The following is a 20,991-nucleotide window of genomic DNA, read 5'->3' as shown; positions in this document are numbered from 1 at the left end:
CAGCGAAATCATCTTCATGCTTCCAGATGATTCTGCGACCCGAGGCAATACGTCAATGAAAGGCGTGCGCTCCTTGAACCGCGGCATCGGCCGAACGGATACTCGCCGGCATGGCAGTCGAGTCCCCGAGCATGAGCTGGGAACGGCCGGGATGGTTCCGGTCGACAATGGAGCGGGTGACCGCGGAGTTGGCCCGCCGCGGCATCGCGGTGAGCGGCCCGCCCCGGGAGATAAGGCGCTGGAGCCTTTCGGCGGTGCTTCGCATTCCGACCGGTTCCGGCCCGCTCTGGTACAAGGAGGTGCCGCCGCTGTTCGCGCACGAAGGACGTGTCACCGGCTGGGTCTCGCAGGTCGCGCCCGGGTCCGTCCCCGAGGTCGTCGGGCACGGTCCGGGCTGGCAGCTCACCACGGAGGCGCCGCGACCGCGCCGGTCGTCCGGCGGCTCCCCGCTCGACGCGATCGTGCCCGTCCAGGTCGCCTCGGCCGGGCGGGCCGGGGAACTGCTGGCGATGGGCTGTCCGGACCGGAGGCCGGCCGGGCTGCCCGGCGCCGTCGCGGCACTCTCCGCACGAGCCGACCTCCTGGCGGTCGATGAGAGGACGGCGCTGCGCCGCGTCGTCCCGGTGCTCGAACGCATCAGCCGGCGGCTGGACGGCCTGGACATCCCGGCGACCCTCGTCCACGGCGACGTCAGCACCTCGAACGCGTGGCGGACGGACCGCGGATGGGTGTACATCGACTGGACCGACGCCTGTGTCAGCCATCCGTTCGTCGAACTGGCGCAGCCATTGCTGGACGCCCGGTCGAAGGCGCGGCGGCGGCGAATAGAGGCGTCGTTCGCGCGGATGTGGGAGCGGCACGGGCCGGAAAAGCATGTCGCCGTCGCGATGGCGGCCGCCCCGGTGATCGGCGCGGCCTACCAGGCCGAGACGTACCGCCGGATCATCGACGCCGTAGGAATGGTCGACGGCCATCCCGAGCTATTGCGCGAATGGGTGCGCCGATTGTGCGAAGCGGCACCCGGCTGGATCTGAGCGGCGGCGCCGCGGAGGTGATTGTTCGACCGTCGCGATTGAACAGTCGAACATGATGGATGGCGTTCTATGCGGACTATAGAGTGAGGGCGCCGATCAATGGATGGGAAATCACATGTGGTGCCTTCGGCCGGACGAAGAACGGAGTTTCCATGCAAGGCAGAGGTGACCACGGCGCGAGGCGTCCGGTCCTGCTCGTCCTGGACTATCCCGGTCGCAGGGATGAGGACCGGATCGCCGACATGAATCTGGAATCGATGGGATTCGACGTCCGGTCGCTGCTGGCGGAGCCGTTCGTCCGCGCTCCCACCGCGGCGGCGTACGCCGCCGAACTCGTCGACCGGTTCGGGCCCTTCCCGGCGGAGACGACGGCGGTCCTGGCCTACTGCATGGCCGCGCCCATCGCTCAGGAGGTGGCGGCCGCGATCAGCGTGGACAGGCCGCCCGTGCCTCTGGTGCTGTTCGACGGCGAGCCCGCCACGGCTGCCGCCGTGCACGAGCAGTACCTCGTGACCGCGAACCAGGTGGCGTCGCAGTCCGGGACGGGCTCCCCGGAGACCGTCGATCCGGCGCGTCTGGAAGAGCTCCTCTCGACCAGCCCGGAAGCGGCGGTCGCCGTGCTGCGGAGCAGCCTCCTCGATCTGGTGCCCGCCGCGCTGGCGAACGGCGGGACAGGCCCGGAAGCGGCCGCCATCGCCGAAAAGGTGGCCGATTTCTATCTCGACTGGCTCGTCCACCTGGTGGCCGCCCACAAGGCGTCCTGGACGGCGTTCGGTGGTGAGGTCTTCCACGTGATGTCGCGGGACCACGGCTACGACGGCGATTGGCCCGGTGCGGCCGGCACCGAGCGAGCCCGGGTCGATGTGCCGCGGCCGCAGCTGCTGACGAATCCGGCGACCAGGGAGATCACCGGCACCTGGCTCGCGAGGATCGTCCGGGAGCGAGACCGGGCCACGGCGGCCACCCGGGTCCCGGCCCGGCGGGCAGGAGGAGAGGACATGGCCGACCGCGGGGGAGCGGGCAGCCACCGGGTGGTGGTCAACGCCGAGGGCCGAGGCGGCATCTGGCCCTCCGCCAAGGCGATACCGCCCGGATGGACGGCCACGGGTTTCGTCGGCACGCGTGACGAGTGCCTGGGCGAGGCCGCGCGGCTTCCGCAGGAGATCTCGTCCGGCAGGGACGGCACGGACGGCACGGACGCGCCCGCCACCGCCGGCCGGTCGACGGTGCTGGAGATGCTCGAACGGACGGTGCGGAAGTACCCCGACCATCCGGCGGTATCCGACGACGACTCCACGCTGACCTACACCGACCTGTGGAACCAGGCGCGGGCGTTCGGCGAACGGCTGCGCGCACGGGGCATGGGCGAGGGGGACAGAGTCGCGATCCACCTGCGCCGGGGCGTGCCCGCGATCGTCAGCATGGTCGGGGTCCTCATGGCCGGCGCGGCCTATGCCGCGGTCGACTCGCGCTACCCGGACGCACGCCGCGATCTCATGATCGTCAACAGCCGGCCGGCCCTGGTCGTCACCGAAGCCGACAAGGCGGCGGAACTGCGCGTCCTCGGCCTGCCCGTCCTGGAGTGGACGGACGCGGAGGCGCCGGAGGACCCCGGGCCGCTACCCGGGGTACGGCCCGGCCACGTGGCGACGGTGCTGTTCACGTCGGGCTCGACCGGCACCCCGAAGGCCATTCTGCTTTCGCACGGAAACCTGCGCTACTTCGCGGAGAACCCGGGCCTGCCGCCGCTGTCTCCCGCCGATCGGACCGGGCACGTCTCCAGCCTGTCGTTCGACGCCCTTCATTTCGAGATCTGGTGCAGCTTCGCCCATGGCGCGGAGGTCGTGGTGCTCCCGTCCATGGCGGACCTGATCGCGGACGACCTGCAGAGACAGTTGCGACGCAGGCGGATCACCGCACTCCTCGCGCCGACCATGGCGCTCAACCACGTGGTGTACGAGGACAGGGACGCGTTCGCCGCCCTGCGGGTCCTGCACACCGGCGGCGACGTGGTCCAGCCGGCCGCCTGCCGTGAGCTGCTGGCGGGCTCGTTCAGCGGCGAGTTCACGAACCTGTACGGCCCGGCCGAGGGGACGACCGCCTGCCTGGCGCATCCGGTGCGAGAGGTGGCGGACGGCGCGGCGTCCGTCCCGGTGGGACGTCCCCTGCCGGGTGCGGAGGTCTACGTCCTCGGACCGGACCTCGACGAGTGCCCGGCCGGCGTGACGGGTGAACTGCACATCGGCGGGGCCGGTGTCGCGCTGGGCTATCTCGACCAGCCGGGACTCACCGCGGAGAGGTTCCTGCCCGACCCCTTCGGCGCGCCGGGCGGCAGGATGTACGCCACCGGAGATCTCGGGTACAGGACCGAGGACGGCCTCATCGAGTTCGTCGGCCGGGCCGATGATCAGGTCAAGATCCGGGGCTACCGGGTCGAGCCCCGCGAGGTCGAGATCGTGCTCGCGCGGCACCCCTCGGTCCGGGAGGTCGCCGTCGTGGCCGCCGGTGGGAGCGTCGACCGCCGGCTGGTCGCCCTGGTGGCGCCGAGCGGCCAGGTGACCCCGAGCGAACTGCGGCGGTTCGCGGTCGAGCAGCTGCCGGACTACCAGGTGCCCAGTTCGTTCGTCCAGGTCCCCGAGCTGCCCACCACCGAACACGGCAAGCGCGATCGCGACGAGCTGGAAAGACTCGCGCGGGACCACATCGGACGGCGCGACGCGATGGTCGAGCCCGTTGACCGGGTCGAGCGGTACCTCGCCGGCATGTGGGAGTCGCTGCTCGGGGTGGAATGGATCAGCAGGCGCGACGACTTCTTCGCCCTGGGCGGGAACTCGCTGCTCGCGTTCCGCATGCAGCGCCGCATCGAGCGGGATCTCCGGGTGTCCGTCGGCACCCGGCAGATCCTCACCGCCACCGACCTCGCCGGCCTCGCCGAGGTCATTCGCGTTGCCGGGGAGGCCGGCTGACATGGCGACGCGACCCGAGGTCATCGACCTGACCGACGTGGACATGTTCGTGCGGGACGAGCATCACGACGCCTTCTCCTGGCTGCGGGCGAACGATCCGGTGTACCTGAACCGGACCGTCGATGGCGATGCCTTCTGGGCCCTGACCAGATACCGGGACGTCGTCTCCGCGTACGGCGACCACACGACGTTCAGTTCCTCCGGGGGAGCGATGCTGGGCGGGTCGTTCCGCAACGAGACGGACACCGCCTCCGGGCGGATGCTGGTCGCGTCCGACCCGCCACGGCACCGTCTCCTGCGCCAGATCATGCATCAGGTGTTCTCTCCCGCCACCGGCGAACGGGTTCAGGAGCACGTGCGATCTCTCGTCGAGAAGGCGTTGTCGCGCATGGAGAAGAACGGCGGCGCCGACTTCGCCACGGATGTGGCGCCCGAGCTGCCCGCCGGCGCTCTCATGGCCATCATGGGCGTCTCCTACGAGGAAGCCCATCACCTCATCGGCCTGACGCGGAGGATGCTCGGCTACCGGGACCCCGCATTCGGCGACCTGGGCTCCGACGAGCGGGTGCGGCTCGCCGAGATCCAGGCGGAGATATTCGAGTTCTTCGACGACCTGGTCAGGTCGAGGCGGCGGGCTCCCGGCGATGACCTGATCGGCGTCCTGCTCCGGGCGCGCATCAACGCCCGTCCCCTGGACGACGAAGAGATCCTCTACAACTGCCTGAACGTCGCTGTGGGCGGCAACGAGACCTCGTCGTACAGCGCGTGTTCGGGGATGCTGGCGTTGCTGAACGACCCGGCACAGCTCCGCCTCCTGTGGAAGACACCGGACCTGGTGGATTCCGCCGTAGGCGAGATCCTGCGCTGGAGCTCCACCAACGCCTACGTGCAGCGGGTCGCGCTGCGCGACGTGGAGTTCGCCGGGAAGCACATCGGAGCCGGCGACGTCGTCACGCTCTGGAACGTCTCCGCGAACCGTGACGAGGACGTGTTCCCCCGAGCGGACAGGTTCGACATCGAGCGCCGCCCGAACCGGCACCTGTCCTACGGATCGGGTATTCACCGGTGCATCGGCGCCGTGTTCGCGCAACTGGAGCTCTCCATCCTCTTCCGCTGCCTGCTCGACCAGGGCGCGGCGCTGGAACTCGCCGGCGAACCGGAGCGCCTGCGCTCCAACTTCATCCTCGGCATCACGCGGCTGCCGATTCGGCTCGCCGGCGGCGGTCGCTGACCGAGCGCGATCTGCGCGCGCCCTACCAGGGAAATGGCTCAAATCCGCTGAAGTCAGCGTGAAGCCGATGTGAAGCCCGCGAATGATTCAATCAACCCGAAAGCCGCGGACAGAAATATGCGGTGATGGCTTCTCGCCAATCTCCGCACGGTCCGCTCGCAACTGGGGATTCGGGGCGCTTTCGCCGTTCGTTCTCCGAGACGGCCAGCTCCTGGCCGTCTCGGAGGCCGTCTCGCTTGCGCTCACAAGCGTCGGCCGGATTCCCATGTCTCGACATCGGGAGTGTGCACGTGACGTACTCAGGCGGCCATGTTTCCAAAGGCGGCGACGCCATCGACGACGCCTGCGCCTCGCGCCGGAACATGATCAAAGAGCAGATCGTGGGCCACGAGCGCGGCGAGGTGCTCCCCGAGGTCGCCTACACCGAGGAGGAGGACGCGCTCTGGGAGACGGTGATCGCCGAACTCCAGGACCTGCATCCCGCGGTGGCGTGCGCCCGCTACCTGGACGCGGCGGACCGCCTGAAACTCCCGGTCACGAACGTCCCCAGCCTGGGGGAGGTCTCGTCCGGACTGGAGCGGACCAGCGGGTTCCGCCTGCTGCCGGCTCCCGGCCTGGTTCCCGTCCGCGACTTCTACACGTCGTTCACCGACGGCTACTTCCACAGCGCCCTGTACATGCGCTGCCCGGCGACACCGCTGTACAGCCCCGACCCGGACATCCTTCATGAGCTCGTGGGTCATGCGGTGATGCTCAGCGATCCGCTGTTCGCCGACCTCTACCGGCTTTTCGGCGAAGCCGCCGTGCGGGCCCGTTCCGAGCGGGAACTCGACGCGATCAGCCAGGTCTTCTGGTTCACCATGGAGACCGGCGTGATCCGGGAGGGCGCGGGCCTCCGGGCGTACGGCGCGGCACTGCTGTCATCCGTCGGGGAGCTCACATCGCTGCGGGAGGTCTCGGTCGAAGAATTCTCGATCGAGATGATGACCCGTCTGAAGTACGACATCTACCAGTACCAGCCGGTGCTCTTCGTGGTGGATTCCTACGACCATCTGGCGAACGAGCTGCGTAGCTTCCTGGGCCGCCGGATTTCCGCCGGACACGCCGGTTGACTCCCATGGTCGATCCTCGACGGGGGAAGGAAAGCATGAGGGCCGAAGCCGAAATCGCGGCGATCGAGCACGGTCCGGCCGATACGGCCGTCACGTCCTGGACCTGGCTCGATCGGCAGCTCAACGGATGCGAGCGGAGTTCCTGCCCGATCGATCTCCTCCTGCCGGCGGACTCGCCGCGGCTGAGCGGTGAGTCCGAGGACCACGTGCGCCTGCTGGCGGAGTCCCCGTCTCCGCTGCCGCCGATCCTCGTGCATCGGCCGTCCAGACGGGTCATCGACGGGATGCACCGGCTGGCGGCGGCGAAACTGCGCGGCGACAGCGAGATCGAGGTCATCTGGTACGACGGCGACGAACGCGACGCGTTCGCCCTGGCCGTCCAGTCGAACGTCTCCCACGGACTGCCGCTGTCGCTCGCCGACCGGCGCGAGGCCGCGATCCGCATCATCCATTCCCATCCGGACTGGTCCGACCGGCTGATCGCCTCGATCGTCAACCTGGCGGCCTCGACCGTCGGCGCGATCCGCCTCCGTTCAGCCGCGCCGACCGCGCCCGCACACGTCCGGATCGGCCGGGACGGGCGGGCGCGTTCCGTTGACACCGGCGAAGCCCGCAGGCTGGCCGGCCGGCTGCTGCAGGACAATCCGAAGGCGTCGCTGCGAGAGATCGCCAAGTCGACGGGGCTGGCGCCCTCGACCGTGCTGGACGTGCGGAAGCGGCTCAGCGACGGGCGCGATCCGGTTCCGTCAAGGCAGGGCCTTCGCGAAGCGACCGCGAACGGCCACACCCGCAGGGAGCCGAGGACGACGGCCCCACCGATCCGGTACAGCGACTACACGACCGCTCTGGCGAGCCTGAAAAGAGATCCGTCCCTCAGGTACAACGACATCGGCCGGATGCTGGTGCTCTGGCTGCGGACCGGACCGGTGGACGTCCCGATGCGGGCCAAGGTCGTGGAGCAGCTCCCGCCCCACTGCCTGGAGGTGATCAGAACCCTGGCGCACGCGCACGCCACCGCCTGGCAGGAGTTCGCACTCCAGTTGGAGAACCGCAGCGCGGAGATCTCCCAGAGCGTCTAGACCGCCGACCACCGGCGATGGACGCCACTCGCATCCTCGGCACCTCGGCGCTGACGGTCTGGGAGCCGATCTCGAAGGCGGTGCGGGCCACGGTGAACCCTGGCCCGCACCGCCAAGAGATCCTGGACCTGGCCCGGGTCGGTCACAGCAGATGGTCGACGGCCCCGGGCAGGTGCCGGAGTCGCCTGCGCGCGATCTCCACCAGGTCCGGTGAGCACTCCGCGCACAGCCAGCGCCGCCCGCGCGCCTCGGCGGCCAGGCCGGTGGTTCCACTGCCCCCGAACGGGTCCAGGACGAGGTCGCCGGGTGAGGTGAGGAAATCGATGAAGAAGCCCGGCACGGCGATCGGGTGCCGGTCAGGATGCGGTGTCTCGTCTGTTGCGGCGCAGTCGGCGAAGTACTGGGCGTCGGACTCATCGTCGTCGAGGACGAGGTAGTTGCCGTCCGGCCTGCCGCCGCCTTGCGCACCGATCACCGGAGCGGTCGAGGCGTGGGGCTGCGTGCCGCGCGACAACCAGTAGATCAGGCTCACGCTGTCGTGGAACCGCAGACGGGTGTCGACCAGATCGGGCCGATACCGCAGCTGGTGCGGGTTGTACCAGTAGAACTCCTGCACCAGGTGCCAGCCCTCCTCCCCGACGAGCGTGGCCAGCAGTGCCGCGTTCTGCACCCCTCGGGTGGCCTGGTCGCCGAGCCAGGTGTGGCCCATCTCGATCACCATGCTGCCGGTCGGGGTGAGGAGCCGTTCGAACTCCTTGAAGAAGGGGCGCAGCCAGCGGACGAACGCGCGCCCCGCCGGGTCGTCGGCGAACACGCCGTCGATGCCTTCGAACGGCGGCGACGTCCAGACCAGCTCGACGCTCCCCGCGGGGAGGGCGGGCATCAGTTCTCGCGAGTCGACGTGATGGAACGCGCCGAGTGGTCCCGACAGCACGACGGTCATGAGTGTCCCTTTCCAATGGCGACGGCAGCCGGCACCTCTTACTTTGCGGTGCCACATCAGTCACCACTCATATCAAGGTAAGCGGCTGTTCGGGAATTTGGCTCGGCGGTCATGGCCGAACAGTCGAACGATTGATGAGGCCTTCCGCCTGAGATATAAATTCGGTGGATCGAGCGCGCATTTGAAATGGTGGCCCTTATGTCTGCGCTGGCCGTCACTTCGCACAAGGAGGTACGGATGGACGAGTTGGTCGAGTTGAGTTCGCGGGTCCGCGGCATGTGGGCCGAGGTTCTCGACGTCCCGGTCACCGACGAGACGGACTTTTTCGAGGTGGGCGGGAACTCGTTTCATGCGCTGGAGATCTTTGCCGAGCTCGATACGGCGTTCGGTACCGAGTTGCCGCTGAGTTCGTTGTTCGATCATCCGCGGTTCGGTGCGTTCGTCGCGGCGGTGGCGGAGCAGATCGCCGAACAGACCGGTGACCGGGCCGGGGAGGCCCGATGACCGGCCGGCCCGAGACCGTGGCGCCGCTGTCGTTCCAGCAGGAGGAGTTGGCCGTCGGCATGCGGCGCTTCCCGGAGGTGAGCGCCAAGTACGACAACGTCTATCTGTTCCAGCTGGATGGCGACGTCGATACCGGCGCCCTGGCCTCGGCGATCGAGGACGTGGTGGCGCGGCATCCGGCGCTGCGTACGGCGATCGAATCCCGGGCCGGCGGTGACGTGCAGCGGGTGTGGCCGCCGGATGAGCTGGAGATCGCCGAGACCACGGCGGACTCGGTGACCGACCTGGCCGATGACCTGGTCGCCCGGCGCCATCGCACCGAGGACGTCTTCGCGGGTGGGCGGCTGTTCCGTCCTGGAATCCATTCGGTGAAGGGCGGAGTCGCGCTGTCCTTCACCTTCCATCATCTGATGTCCGATGGTTGGTCGGATCCGCTGCTCTGGCGGGATTTCTCCGAGTGCTATGCCGCCAGGGTGACCGGGTCCGCCGCGGCGCTGCCGCCGCTTGAGAAGACGTACGGGGAGTACGCGACCGAACAGCGCGCCCGGTGGGCGGATATCGGCGAAGCCGCCGTGCCGTTCTGGCGGGACGCGATCGGGGACTGCACGGGAGAGATCGACTGGCCGTGGCCGCCCGATGCGTCGGCCCATCCTCCGACGGTCTCCGATTGGGTGCGCTTCGGAGTGGGCGAGGCGGGGATGGAGACCCTCCGGAGCGTGTCGCGTGAGGCCAGGGCGACGCAGTTCATGGTGTTGCTGGCCGCCACCGCGATGGCGGTCGCGGCCGTGACGGGACAGGCCGGCCTGCTGCTCGGCACCGATGTGGCCGGTCGCGAAGAGCCCTGGAAACGCCGGGTGGTCGGGAACTTCACGAACACCCGAATGACCGCCTTGCGTCTGGCGCCGGAGAAGTCGCTGCCGGAGGCGGCCGCGGACGTGCGGGCGGCGTGGGTCGCGGCCGATCGGTACCGGGACGCCTTCTATGACCGGATCCTCCACGAGGTGGGGGAACGGGAGGTCTTCAAGGTGAACGGCCCGATCTGGGGCGACGAGGTGGAGTTGAGCCTGCCGGGCGTCAAGGCGACACCGGTCCCCGCCGAACCCGGCACCGGATCCCCGCGCGATCTCGGTGTCATCTGGCGGCACACCGGGGAGGGCTTCGCCGCGCGAATCCGCTACCGGCCCGCCCGCGTCGACCGCGCCGCCGCCGAGGCCGTGCGGGACGCGACCCTCGCCCTGCTCGACCCCGATCCGGTGCGGTAGCGGAAGCGGCGTCCTGCCCGATCGGGCGCACCGGATCGGGCAGGACGCCGCCATCCTCCGCAGAGCCCGCTCCAGGACGCGGCTGATTCAGGGCACGCGGCCATGGAACGCGGGTCTCGTCAGCCGCCCGCCTTGATGCGCTCACGCGCCTCTTTCACGTACCACGGGGTGCCGATGGCCCTCTGCACACCGTTGACGACCACCCGGTTCAACCGCCGGCCGATCGCACGCTGGCGCGGGGTGGACTTCGCGCCGAGGACCTCGCGGGCCCACCATGGCATCGCGTCCTCCAGAGCCCAGCGCAGCGGCGCGCGACCGGGCTTGTCGATCTCCGAGAACGCGAAGTCGAGGGCCCACGCGCCGTCCTCGTTGAGGCACATCCGCGGCCTCATCTGCCGGTAGTACTCCTCGATCTCGGCCATCGTCCGCGGCAGGTCGGTGGCGCCGATCGCCTCGTGGATGCGGGCCATGCCGTCCGCCACCTCGTCGAGCTTCTCCGGCGGCAGCGGCTTGGGGTGATAGAGCTGGTGGCCGCGGATGTAGCCCCAGGTGAGCCCGGCGTGCGCCCAGCGGAGGTTCTCCGCGCTGTTGGCGGCGTACGGCGTGCCGTCCGGCATCGTGCCCTGGACGGTCTCGTGGTACCGGTGCACGTTCCGGCAGATCTTCTCGGCGACGTCGGTCGGGCCGAAGACGGTCGCCCAGTAGAACGAGGCCGAGCGGCCGCCCCGGCGCTTCCGGTCGTTGAAGAAGTCGCTGTGGTCGAGGCCGCCGTACACCATGTCGGGTTTGACGCCCTCGCACATCAGTCCGACGAACCCGCCGGCGATCGCGGAGAAGTGCGAATGGACGTACCACATCGCGCTGTCAGGGGAGAACCAGCCCGGGTCGCCGGCCGGCCGGTCGAAGCGCACGCCCGGCAGCATCGCGGACTCGTACATCAGGTGGTCGAGTTTGTCCTGGACCCAGCCGTGCCGGCGGATCGGGTCGACGGGGCGCTGCGAGCGGCTGGGCGGTGGGCGGCGTCCGTCGGCCGGCATCGCCGAAAGAGATTCCTGCGAGATGTCCATTGCTGAGTCCCCAAACTGCTGGTTCCGGAGATCCGTCGGCCCGTGACCCCCAGGGAAGCGGGCTCATTCGCCGGCGCGCACCGGGCGTGTTTCCTCAACTCTGGGCGAGACCGTCCTTCACACCTCCCCGCCGCTCCGGCTCTTCGATCCTAGCAAGCCAAGTAAGCGCTTGGGTATTAGGGTGACGCAATTCCAGTGCGGCAGCTCGTTCTGCCCCACTGTGGAACGGTCCGTGCGCCATTGAAGGGGTGCAATCGTCGCGCATCGCCGTGGCGGCGCGGGTGATCGTCCTGGCGCCGGTCTACGGCGGCCTCGCGACCGCACCTTCGGAGGCGTTCCGGCGCCGTGCCCGCGAGCGGGGAGTAGGTCCAGGTAGGGCGGGTACATCCGGAGGTCACCGAGGGAGGCCGCCATGCGAGCGATCAGAGCCTGCGGTCCGTCGGCACGGGGACGGAGGTAGGGCTCGTGGGGCCGCGACGCTCTCCCCCGGGCGCCGCTCCCGGTACCGGCATGATGCGGCTCGAGACGGCCCTGGCCGAGTTGATGCTGGAGGTCGGCGCTTCGATCGGAGGGGTGTTCCTCCTGCCCGTGGGGGAGCGGACGCTGAGGCTCGGGGTGCTCTGCGGAGCCTCTCAGGAGATCGCCGCTCCGTGGGCACGGGTCTCCCTGGACGACCGGAACCCGGTCTCCGACGCCGTCCGCCGAAGGCGTCTCGTGTGGCTGAGCGGACGCGAGGAGTTCGCGCGCAGGTATCCGCGGATGGCGCTCGCGCTGCCCTACGACTACGTTCTCGCGGTGCTCCCGATCCTCCACGACGACGGCTCCGGTCCCGCGGGGGGCCTCACCCTGGCCTGGCCGATGTCGCGACCGTCGAGGCTGAGCGCCGATGAGCATGAGGCGATCGCGGCCTTCCGCCGTCGCGCGAGCCTGCTCCTGCGGCCGGACTCCGGCGGGAAGCAGATGCTGTTCCCGGACCGGCCGCACGTCCTGCCGCCCCCCGCGCTCGTCCTCGCCCGCCCGACGGCCGTGGACGAGGCGCAGGCCGCGGTCAGGTTCGCCGAGCGCCTGCCGGTGGGCTGCTGCGCCCTCGATCTGGACGGCCGGGTCGTCTTCGCCAATTCCACCGCGATGGACCTGATGGACGCCGACTTCACCGGCCTGAAGGGTGCTCGTCCGTGGGAGGTGCTGCCGTGGCTCCGCGATCCCACCCTCCTCGAGGACCACTACCGGGCCGCCGTGGTCAGCCGCCAGCCCGCGTCCTTCACCGCCGTGCGTCCGCCGGGCACCCGGCTGACATTTGACCTGTACCCGGACACATCTGGAATCAGCCTCCAGATCACCCCTGCCGGCACCGAGCCCGCCACCGGCCCGGAACCGGCGCCATCGGATCGCCGGGCGCCGGCCAGCACGGAGCTGACCGGGGCATCGGCGATCTACCAGCTGACGCATCTGGCCGCCGCCCTCACCGAGGCGGTGGGTCTCGACGAGGTCGTCGACCTGGTCGGCGACCAGATCGTGCCCGCCTTCGGGCCCAGCGCCATGGTGCTGATGACGGCGCAGGAGGGCAGACTCTCCGTCGTCGGCCACCGCGGAGACATCACCGGGCTCGTCGAGCGCATCGAGGGGGCGCCGGTGACCTCCGCCGTGCCGGCCGCGCAGACGCTGGCGTCCGGCAAACCCGCCTTCTACGCCGGTTTCGCCGACCTCAGACGCGCCTACCCCCAGGCGATTCCCGCGGAGGGCATGGACGCGCGCGCCTTCCTGCCCCTGATCGCCTCCGACCGCATCATCGGCTCCTTCATCCTCTGCTACGACCACCATCACCACTTCTCCCGCGCGGAGCGCGCCACGTTGATGTCGCTGGCCGGTCTCATCGCCCAGGCGCTGGACCGCGCCCACCTCTACGACGCCAATCATCAGCTGGCCCGTGCCCTGCAGGCGTCGCTGCTGCCCCGGAGCCTCCCCCGCGTCGAGGGGCTCGACATGGCCGCCCGCTACCAGCCCGCCGGACGCGGCGTCGACATCGGCGGAGACTTCTACGACCTCATCCGCATCGACGGGACGACGGCCGTCGCCACCATCGGCGACGTCCAGGGGCACCACACCACCGCGGCCGCCCTCATGGGCCAGGTCCGCACCGGCGTCCACGCCCACGCCACCATCGGCGCGCCGCCTGGAGACATCCTCGCGCGCACCAACCGCCTGCTCGTCGACCTGGACTCCGAGCTGTTCACCAGTTGCCTGATCGCCCGGCTCGATCTGGAACGCGGGAGCGCTCAGTTCGCGACGGCCGGCCACCCGCCGCCCCTGATCCGCGATCCCGACGGGAAGACCAGAGAACTCACGCTGTCGCCCGGCGTCCTTCTCGGCATCGACCCCGACGCCGACTACCCCACCACGGAGATCCCCCTGGAGCCCGGCACCGTCCTGGCCCTCTACACCGACGGGCTGGTCGAGGTCCCCGGCGCCGACATCGACGAGACCACGGGCGAACTGGCCGATCAGCTCGCCCGCGCAACGGGACGGACCATGGACGAAGTCGCCGACATGCTCGAGAAGAACGCCCCCACCGCCGGGGAGCGGCGCGACGACACCGCACTCCTCCTCATCCAGGTCGTCTGAGACGCGCCTCAACGGGCCGACGGCCGCTGACCCGCCCTGCTTCTCCGCGCCCGCCCTGCTCACCTGCCCTGCCCGTCGGCCTGACCGGAACTCAGGAGAGCGGATCGTAGTGGCGGTCCGCCAGCCGTCCCATGGCCGGGAGGCACACCTGGACCTCTCTGAGCACCCACCGGTGGAGCACCGGGAGCGCGGTGGGCAGCGGCACCGTGCCCGCGCGCAGCGCCTCGGAGAGCCGGGCCCGGCCCGCCGCCACGCTGTCCGGTCGAGAGCCGAGCACGGATTCGAGGTCGTCGAGCTCCGCGCGGCCCTTGGCGTCCGCGAGCCGCTCGCTCTCCCGCAGGTACTTCAGGATGCGGGCCAGCCCCTTGCTGCGCAGGACGACGAAGGGGTCCGCGCTGCGCGGGACGATGATCTCCTTGATCTGGGCGATCGCCGCGTCGTAGAACCGGTCGTTGGCGCCGGGGGACGCCTCCAGGGGCGCGGGGCTCTCCAGGGGCGTGCCGGTGGCGTCCGCCAGCGCCTCCACGAACAGGCGGCGGTGCAGGGTGGTGTACACCAGGCCGTTGCCCACCTCCCCGAGGGGATCGGGGTGTGCGGCTCCCCGGTGGGCCAGGATCAGGATGCGCAGCTCGGCCAGGACGCGGTAGTAGCGGATGCGGTCCAGGTCCAGGGTGCGTCCGGACGCCGCCGCGTAGTCGGCCAGCCGGTCGGGGATGTGCGTGAACGGTTCCTGGACGGCGCGCAGGGTGACCCAGGCCAGGTCGTCGTGCGGGTCGCCCAGGTGCGCGAGCTCCCAGTCGAGCACCGCGGTGACCCGGCCGTCCTCGTAGAGGAAGTTGCCGGGGCCGGTGTCGCCCTGGACGATCACCACGGGACCGGACGCGCCGGGCACGTTGGCGCGCACCCAGGCGAGCCCGAGGTCGACGAGCGGGTCGGCGGGGGACGGCGAGGTCCGGTAGAGCGCCTCCCAGCGGTCGATCTCGGCGTTCACCAGGTCGCGCAGGTCCGCGTCCGCGGCGGCGGGGTCGACCCTGCGCGGGTCGATCGCGTGCAGGGCGGCGAGGATGCCCATGAACTCGGCGGCGACCCGGACCCGCTGGTCCTCGTCGCGCAGCTGGGAGAACCAGGTCTGCCCCGGCACCCGCTCGGCGAGGATGGCCTGCTCGACGGGGTGCACGGCGTGGATGCGCGGCACCGGGACGGGCGTGTCCTGCAGGGCGAGGAAGAAGCGCGCCTCGTCGTGCAGGGTGAAGGACTCGTCGCCCTTGCCGCGGTCGTAGCGCAGGAACAGCTCCAGCCGCGTCCCGTCCGCCGTCTCCGCGTCGACGAACCACGCTTCGCGGCGCCCGCCGCCGGGCCGCCGGTCATAGGAGACGATCTTTCCGTCGACGGCGCCGGCCATCCAGTCGACCAGTGCCGGGCCGAGCCCGGTGGCCGCCTTCTCCTGGGGGGACGCGGACATGCCCATCACGCTCCTCGGTTCCGTGCGGCGGGGTGGGGTGGGGTGGTCACGGCCGGGGCCACTCCTTCAGCGGCCAGACGTCCTGGTCCTCGCCGTGCAGGACCTGCCCTTCGACGCTCCAGTCCAGGCAGGTGCACAGGCACAGCGAGGTGGCTCCCGGCAGGATCAGCCTGCTCGTGCCGTCCGCGCGTCCCGCCGTGACGCGGCCGAGCTCGTCGCGGACCTCCATGGAGATCGCGGTCACCCAGTTCTCGGTGGGGTGGCGTTCGACGTCGCGGCGGCCGTCGACGATGCGCGCCAGGCGGCCGTCGCGCCGCACGTAGCCGCTGTACACGTGCTCGGCGCCGTCGCCGACCGGGGCGGTGTAGGTCAGGAAGCTGAGGCCGGGGGACGACGCCCACGTGTACCCGACCCTGCGGTAGCCGCGCTCGTGCCGCGGCCCCCAGGAACGGTCGCGCATGGCGTGGCAGTCGACGTCGATCCGCTCGCCGTCCAGGACGATGTGGCCGGTGAGCCGTCCCGTCTGGTCGTAGTGGGACGCCTTGGGGTAGGGCGGTTCGCCGCGGCGGAGCGGCACCGGCTCCTCGACCGCGTCGAAGCGGAACCGCACCTGGACCCGGTCCCGGTCGTCGTACCGCAGGTCGTAGGACATGCCGGGCTCCAGCGTCCGCACCGACAGGCCGGTGGGGAAGTCGAGGGCTCCGGGCCCGCGGGGCGTCGGCGGCTTGAGATGCCCGAACTGCTGGAAGAAGGGCGCGCCCCACGGGGCGGTCGCGGTCCCGTCCCACATCCACATGCCGCCGCCCGTCGTCCCCACGGTGCCGCGGACGGACGCGTACAGCCACCCGCCGATGTCGCGTTCGGGGACGAAGAAGGAGTACCAGAACGTCTCGGTCTCGTAGAAGTCGTCGCTGGGGCGGTGGAGGTCGTCGTCGGCGGGCGTGAAGCGGTCCTCGGTGTCGATCAAGGTCGGATGCCTTTCGGTCGGGGGTGGGGCGTCAGCGGTCCGCGCGCAGCAGCAGGGCGCCCGACGGGACCCCGCCGCCGGCGCTGACGACGGCGACGCGGGCGTCCGGCACCTGCCGCTCCCCGGCCTCGCCCCGGAGTTGCAGCATCGCCTCGCGGACGAACCCGTAGCCGTGCGTCCGCCCGGCGGACAGCTGGCCGCCGTGGGTGTTGAGCGGCAGCCGCCCGCCGAGGGCGATGCCGCGCCCCTCGTCGATGAAGTCCGCGGCGCCGCCGAACTCGCAGAACCCGAGCGCCTCCAGCCACGAGAGGGCGTTGAAGCTGAACCCGTCGTACAGTTCGGCGACGTCGACGTCGCCGGGGCGCAGCGACGTGCGGCTCCACAGGTGGGCCGAGGGGCCCAGCGACTGCGGCAGGTGCGTCAGGGTGTCCTGGTCCCAGCTCAGCCGTTCGGTGATCTGGGTGCCGGCGGCCTCGACCAGGACGGCGGGCCTGGGCCGGTCCGCGGCGGTCTCCACGGCCGAGACGACGACGGCGACCGCGCCGTCCACGGGGACGTCGCAGTCGTACAGCCCGAACGGCGTCGAGACCATCCGGGCGGCGAGGTAGTCGTCCATGGTCAGCGGGTCGCGGTAGACCGCCTCGGGGTTGAGGGCGGCGTTGCGCCGCGCGTTGAGCGCGATCCAGCCGAGCGTCTCCCGGCCGCCCCCGTACCGGTGGAAGTAGTGGGACGCCTGGCAGGCGATCCAGTTGGCGGCCGACACCGCGCCGAACGGCACCCGCCACTCCATCATGCCGGTGGCCGGGCCGCCGCCGGGGTGCCACCGGCCGGAGCGGACGAGGGCCGTGTGGGAGGACTCCCACACCGTGCGGAAGCACAGCACGTGCCGGCACAGCCCGGCGGCGACCGCCAGCATCGCCGCGGTGATCGAGCCGATCTGCCCGGGTGTCTCCGCGCCGCCGTTGACCCAGGTCGGGCGCAGTCGCAAGGCCTCCTCCAGGCCCATGACGCCGCCCTCGGACATGCCTCCGGGGGCCGGTCCGGGATAGGTGGACAGGCCGTCGACGTCGTCCGGGGTGAGGCCCGCGTCCTCGATCGCGGCCAGGCAGGCGTCCGCGGTGAGCGACAGCGGATCGACCATGAGGCGGCGGCCGACCGCCGACTGCCCGACGCCCGTCAGGGCCACCCGGTCCTCGAACTTGCGCGGCGTGGCCATCGGGCGCGGCACCGGGCGGCGCGCGGGCGGTCCGGGGGTGGTCCCGGCCCGCTCCGGCCGCTCCGGGTCGGGCTCGAACAGCGGGACATGGACCTCGCCGGCCTTCTCGAACAGCACCCGGACCCGCATGCCGACGTGCACGTCGGACGGGTCGCAGTTGACGATGTTCGTGGTGAGGCGCACCCCTTCGTCCTCGTCCAGGACGACGATCGCGATGACGTAGGGCGGCGGGAAGCCCGGCAGCCACTGCTGGTGGTTCACCGTGAACCCGGCGACCACGGCCCTGCCACCGACCGGGGTCATCGTCATCGCCGGGCTCCGGCAGGACCGGCAGCGCGGCAGCGGCGGATGCGTGTACGCCGAGCAGTCGCCGCAGCGGGCGATCCGCAGTTCCCCGTCCCCGCCAGCGGCCCAGAAGTCCGCGCTGGCGAGGGTCGGCTGCGGTGCCGGCCGCGCCGTCACGTGATCCATGACACCGAACTATAGTGCTCACAATTTTGCGATCTCAAGGGTTGTGAGCGGTAAGGCTCGCACTTCAGCGGTATTGAGTGCTCTCAAACGGGGGAGCGGGACGACAGGTGGCGTCTCATCCGGTACTGGGCAAGGCTGGCGTCGCCGTCCTCGACCGCGGCGAGGATCTCCCGGTGCCGGGCGTCGGCGTCCTCCCCGCATCCGGCGAGCGCCCGGGTGCGGCTGGACAGCTCCGTGATGATCCGCAGGAAGAGGGTCAGGACGGGGTTGCCGGCCGCCTCGGCGATGGCGGCGTGGAAGTCGGTGTCCGGGTCGCCGGCGCGGGGCGGCGCCGGCCGGGCGGCCAGTTCCGCCAGCCGCCCGGCGACGTCCGGCTCCGCCCGCCGCGCGGCCAGCTGCGCGACCAGGCCGACCTCGATCGCCTCGCGGACGACGAGCAGGTCCTCGGCGGCGGCGCGGCGGTAGGCCAGGTACAGCGCGGTCGCGTCGATCGCCGCCCGGGGCACCTGGCGGGTGACGACCAGCCCGCCGCCGGGGCCGCGCCGGGACGTGGCGACCGAGTGGTGCTCCAGCAGCCGGACGGCCGCGCGCAGCACGGCGCGGCTGGTCTCGTACCGCTCCATCAGCTCGGACTCGGACCCGAGGACCGTCCCGGGCTCCAGCCGGTCCCGGACGATCTCCTCGTAGACGCGCATCGCGACCACCTCGGCCAGCGTGCGGCCGGCGGCCAGGCCGACCGGCTCGGGCGCCAGCCGCACCGCCGGGCCGCCGCCGGACCCGTGCGCGCCGATCGCCTCCTGGAGCCAGTCGCTCACCTCGTCCAGGTGCTTGATCAGCTCGACCTGCGCGCGCGGCACGTCCCCGGCCACCGTGGCGTCGAGGATGCCGGCGTGCCGGTGGTACGTGGCCTCGGTGAAGCGGTGCACCTTGCCGGGGGGCACGGGCCTGGCCAGCGCCACGTACCGGTAGGCGAGCTGCTCCAGGACCATGGTGAACACCTGGAGGACCGGGTTCCCGGTCATCTCGCCGAGCACGCTGTGGAACAGCTCGCCCGCCCACTCGCCGTCCGCCGAGGGGGACAGCTCCGCCGCGTGCGTCTCGCGCAGCCGCGCGATGCCCTTCTCGTCGATCCGCTCCGCGGCAAGCCTGCCGACGACCGGTTCGATGAGCCGGCGGGCTTTCAGGACGTCGCGCAGGTCGGTGCCGACGTGCTCGATGTAGACGACCATCGCCGCCACCGTGGGCTCCGCGTCCGGCGCGCAGACCACGAGGCCGCCGCCGGGCCCGCGGCGCATCCTGGCGACCTGGTGGTGCTCCAGCAGCCGGGCCGCCTCCCGCAGCACGCTGCGGCTCACCCCGTAGCGCTCCCGCAGCACCGGCTCGGAGTCGAGGACCTGGCCGACCGGCCACCCCTGGGCGATCACCTCGGCCTCGATCCGCCGGGCCACCCGCGAGGCGAGCTTGTCCAGGGCGCCGGCCGCGCCCACCTTGACTTCCGTGGCGTCCACGCTCTGATCTTAGGTAGGCGGCCGGGGCTGGAGCGTCACCGATCGTGGCACGCGACGAGGTCGCGGCGGACGCGATGCCGTGCCAGGCTCTCGTCTCCCGCCAGGATCGCGGCGACCACCTCCCGGTGCCTGCCCGCATGCCCGCCCGCGGTACCGGACGACTCGGGGCCGGACGGCTCCGCGCCGGACGGCTCGGGCGGCGCGGTACCGGCCCGCCTGCGCCGCAGTTCGGCCAGGATCCGCAGGAAGAGCGTGAGCACCGGGTTCCCGGCGAGGTGGACCAGCTCGTCGTGGAAGCGCTCCGGGAGCGCGGCGCCGGCCGCCGCCTCCAGCCGCCCGGACACCTCCGCCTCCCGCCGCCGGGCCGTGACCGCGCCCAGCGCGCCGAGTTCGAGCGCCTCGCGGACGGCCCTCAGGTGCTCGGCCCCCACCTCGCGGTGGCCGAGGTAGAGGGCCATGGCGCCGATGCTGGCGGCCGGGTCGGGCGCGGTGACCATCAGGCCGCCGCCGGGGCCGCGCCGCATCCGGGCGACGCCGTGGTGCTCCAGCAGCCGGACGGCCTCGCGCAGCACCGCGCGGCTCGTCCCGTACCGGTCCAGGAGCTCGGCCTCGGAGCCGACCAGGGTCCCGACCGGCCAGCCGTCCGCGGCGATCGCGTCCTGGACGCGCGCGGCGACCAGTTCGCTGAGCTTGGCGCCGGGGGCCTCGACGAGCTGCCACGCGATCGGGCCCGCCGCCCCGGGGCGGTTGTCCTTCAGCCATCCGGCCGCCTCGTGCAGGTGCTCGGTGAGCACCGAGTAGGCCAGCCGCGTGTCGCCGGCGATGACGGCCTCGACGATGAGGGTGTGGCTGCGGCCCGCCACCTCCTTGTTGCGCACCGCCTCGGCCCTGGTGTTGCGCCGCGCCGTGTGCGCGTACCGGTCGGTGAGCCTGGTGAGGACCTCGGTGAAGGCGAGCAGCGCCGGGTTGCCCGACAGCTCGCAGAGCGCGGTGTGCACCGGGTCCTGGGACCAGATGCCGGGCTCGGCCCGCCGCCTGGCCTCCTGCTCCAGCAGGCCGCGCAGGAGCCGGACGCCGTCATCGGTGAGCCGCTCGGACGCCAGCACGACGGCGCACGGCTCCAGCAGCAGCCGGGCGTCGATGAGGTCGTCGACCGTGGTGCCGACGTAGTCGAGATAGGTGACCATCGCGCGGGCGGTGGGCGCCAGGTCCGGGGCCGTGACGAGCAGGCCGCCGCCGGGGCCGCGCCGCATCCGGGCGACTCCGTGGTGCTCCACCAGCCGGACCGCCTCGCGCAGCACGGACTTGCTCACGCCGTACCGGTCCTGGAGCTCCTGCTCCGAGCCGAGGTTGCGGCCGACCGGCCAGCCGGTGCGGACGATCTCGTCCTCGATGAACTGGGCCACCCGCGCGCCCAGGCTGGCGGCCCGCACGCCGTTGCCCGCCGCGGGGACGGCGGAGATCCGCGGGAGGGCGGCGGCGTCCCCCCTCGGCGGCACGTGCGCGGCGGGCGTCGCCATGGAGTGGGAGCTCCTCACGGGTGGTGG

General features: G+C 71.5%; 15 protein-coding genes. 8 read left to right on the top strand and 7 right to left on the bottom strand.

Features of this window, described 5'->3' with window-relative positions; all coding sequences use genetic code 11:
• The first annotated feature begins 176 nt into the window (after positions 1-176).
• The 5 genes from SM611_RS04560 to SM611_RS04540 all read left to right on the top strand — a co-directional run bounded on the left by SM611_RS04560 (position 177) and on the right by SM611_RS04540 (position 7,422).
• A complete protein-coding gene (locus SM611_RS04560; protein WP_371947532.1) occupies positions 177-1,034 on the top strand; it encodes a phosphotransferase in 858 nt (285 codons plus the stop codon).
• 152 nt (positions 1,035-1,186) lie between these two features.
• Positions 1,187-4,000 carry an amino acid adenylation domain-containing protein gene (locus SM611_RS04555; RefSeq protein ID WP_371947531.1) on the top strand — a complete coding sequence of 938 codons (2,814 nt, stop codon included), beginning with the start codon at positions 1,187-1,189 and terminating at the stop codon, positions 3,998-4,000.
• Position 4,001: 1 nt separating this feature from the next.
• A complete protein-coding gene (locus SM611_RS04550) occupies positions 4,002-5,231 on the top strand; it encodes a cytochrome P450 (protein ID WP_371947530.1) in 1,230 nt (409 codons plus the stop codon).
• Positions 5,232-5,521: 290 nt separating this feature from the next.
• Positions 5,522-6,343 (top strand): phenylalanine 4-monooxygenase, encoded by an 822-nt coding sequence (locus SM611_RS04545; RefSeq protein ID WP_371947529.1) that lies wholly within the window; start codon positions 5,522-5,524, stop codon positions 6,341-6,343.
• Positions 6,344-6,378: 35 nt separating this feature from the next.
• The gene (locus SM611_RS04540; protein ID WP_371947528.1) at positions 6,379-7,422 is read left to right on the top strand and encodes a ParB/RepB/Spo0J family partition protein; all 1,044 of its coding nucleotides are present in this window, start codon (positions 6,379-6,381) and stop codon (positions 7,420-7,422) included.
• A 142-nt stretch (positions 7,423-7,564) separates the two neighbouring features.
• Here the strand turns inward: SM611_RS04540 and SM611_RS04535 are convergent, their stop codons facing one another.
• Positions 7,565-8,365 carry a DNA-methyltransferase gene (locus SM611_RS04535; RefSeq protein WP_371947527.1) on the bottom strand — a complete coding sequence of 267 codons (801 nt, stop codon included), beginning with the start codon at positions 8,363-8,365 and terminating at the stop codon, positions 7,565-7,567.
• Between the two features lie 237 nt (positions 8,366-8,602).
• On the opposite strand from SM611_RS04535, the gene SM611_RS04530 reads away from it, so the two are divergent.
• A complete protein-coding gene (locus SM611_RS04530; RefSeq protein WP_371947526.1) occupies positions 8,603-8,869 on the top strand; it encodes an acyl carrier protein in 267 nt (88 codons plus the stop codon).
• Entirely contained in the window at positions 8,866-10,131 is a 1,266-nt protein-coding gene (locus SM611_RS04525) for a condensation domain-containing protein (protein ID WP_371947525.1), read from the top strand. The genes SM611_RS04530 and SM611_RS04525 overlap by 4 nt, the downstream gene beginning before the upstream one ends.
• A gap of 119 nt (positions 10,132-10,250) precedes the next feature.
• On the opposite strand, the gene SM611_RS04520 is transcribed toward SM611_RS04525, so the two are convergent.
• Positions 10,251-11,168 carry an oxygenase MpaB family protein gene (locus SM611_RS04520; RefSeq protein WP_371947524.1) on the bottom strand — a complete coding sequence of 306 codons (918 nt, stop codon included), beginning with the start codon at positions 11,166-11,168 and terminating at the stop codon, positions 10,251-10,253.
• Between the two features lie 540 nt (positions 11,169-11,708).
• On the opposite strand from SM611_RS04520, the gene SM611_RS04515 reads away from it, so the two are divergent.
• Positions 11,709-13,820 carry a SpoIIE family protein phosphatase gene (locus SM611_RS04515; RefSeq protein ID WP_371947523.1) on the top strand — a complete coding sequence of 704 codons (2,112 nt, stop codon included), beginning with the start codon at positions 11,709-11,711 and terminating at the stop codon, positions 13,818-13,820.
• Between the two features lie 91 nt (positions 13,821-13,911).
• Here SM611_RS04515 and SM611_RS04510 read toward each other — a convergent pair whose 3' ends face one another.
• The 5 genes from SM611_RS04510 to SM611_RS04490 all read right to left on the bottom strand — a co-directional run bounded on the left by SM611_RS04510 (position 13,912) and on the right by SM611_RS04490 (position 20,964).
• Positions 13,912-15,282 carry a phosphotransferase family protein gene (locus SM611_RS04510; RefSeq protein WP_371947522.1) on the bottom strand — a complete coding sequence of 457 codons (1,371 nt, stop codon included), beginning with the start codon at positions 15,280-15,282 and terminating at the stop codon, positions 13,912-13,914.
• Between the two features lie 46 nt (positions 15,283-15,328).
• Positions 15,329-16,249 carry a DUF7064 domain-containing protein gene (locus SM611_RS04505; protein WP_371947521.1) on the bottom strand — a complete coding sequence of 307 codons (921 nt, stop codon included), beginning with the start codon at positions 16,247-16,249 and terminating at the stop codon, positions 15,329-15,331.
• A gap of 31 nt (positions 16,250-16,280) precedes the next feature.
• A complete protein-coding gene (locus SM611_RS04500; protein ID WP_371947520.1) occupies positions 16,281-17,936 on the bottom strand; it encodes a thiolase C-terminal domain-containing protein in 1,656 nt (551 codons plus the stop codon).
• Positions 17,937-18,019: 83 nt separating this feature from the next.
• Entirely contained in the window at positions 18,020-19,444 is a 1,425-nt protein-coding gene (locus SM611_RS04495; protein ID WP_371947519.1) for a FadR/GntR family transcriptional regulator, read from the bottom strand.
• Between the two features lie 35 nt (positions 19,445-19,479).
• Entirely contained in the window at positions 19,480-20,964 is a 1,485-nt protein-coding gene (locus SM611_RS04490; protein WP_371947518.1) for a FadR/GntR family transcriptional regulator, read from the bottom strand.
• Positions 20,965-20,991 lie beyond the last annotated feature (27 nt).

It is taken from the genome of Actinomadura monticuli (assembly GCF_041463655.1).
GTDB lineage: Bacteria > Actinomycetota > Actinomycetes > Streptosporangiales > Streptosporangiaceae > Spirillospora > Spirillospora monticuli.
Note: the sequence above shows the minus strand (reverse complement) of the source record. Positions and strands in the feature narration are given on the sequence as shown.

Bases quoted from the DNA above. Each gene is read 5' to 3' on its own strand.
- SM611_RS04515 (WP_371947523.1), top strand. From the start codon at position 11,709: ATGATGCGGCTCGAGACGGCCCTGGCCGAGTTGATGCTGGAGGTCGGC.
- SM611_RS04525 (WP_371947525.1), top strand. From the start codon at position 8,866: ATGACCGGCCGGCCCGAGACCGTGGCGCCGCTGTCGTTCCAGCAGGAG.
- SM611_RS04510 (WP_371947522.1), bottom strand. From the start codon at position 15,282: ATGTCCGCGTCCCCCCAGGAGAAGGCGGCCACCGGGCTCGGCCCGGCA.
- SM611_RS04555 (WP_371947531.1), top strand. From the start codon at position 1,187: ATGCAAGGCAGAGGTGACCACGGCGCGAGGCGTCCGGTCCTGCTCGTC.
- SM611_RS04520 (WP_371947524.1), bottom strand. From the start codon at position 11,168: ATGCCGGCCGACGGACGCCGCCCACCGCCCAGCCGCTCGCAGCGCCCC.
- SM611_RS04540 (WP_371947528.1), top strand. From the start codon at position 6,379: ATGAGGGCCGAAGCCGAAATCGCGGCGATCGAGCACGGTCCGGCCGAT.
- SM611_RS04530 (WP_371947526.1), top strand. From the start codon at position 8,603: ATGGACGAGTTGGTCGAGTTGAGTTCGCGGGTCCGCGGCATGTGGGCC.
- SM611_RS04500 (WP_371947520.1), bottom strand. From the start codon at position 17,936: ATGGATCACGTGACGGCGCGGCCGGCACCGCAGCCGACCCTCGCCAGC.
- SM611_RS04535 (WP_371947527.1), bottom strand. From the start codon at position 8,365: ATGACCGTCGTGCTGTCGGGACCACTCGGCGCGTTCCATCACGTCGAC.
- SM611_RS04550 (WP_371947530.1), top strand. From the start codon at position 4,002: ATGGCGACGCGACCCGAGGTCATCGACCTGACCGACGTGGACATGTTC.
- SM611_RS04490 (WP_371947518.1), bottom strand. From the start codon at position 20,964: ATGGCGACGCCCGCCGCGCACGTGCCGCCGAGGGGGGACGCCGCCGCC.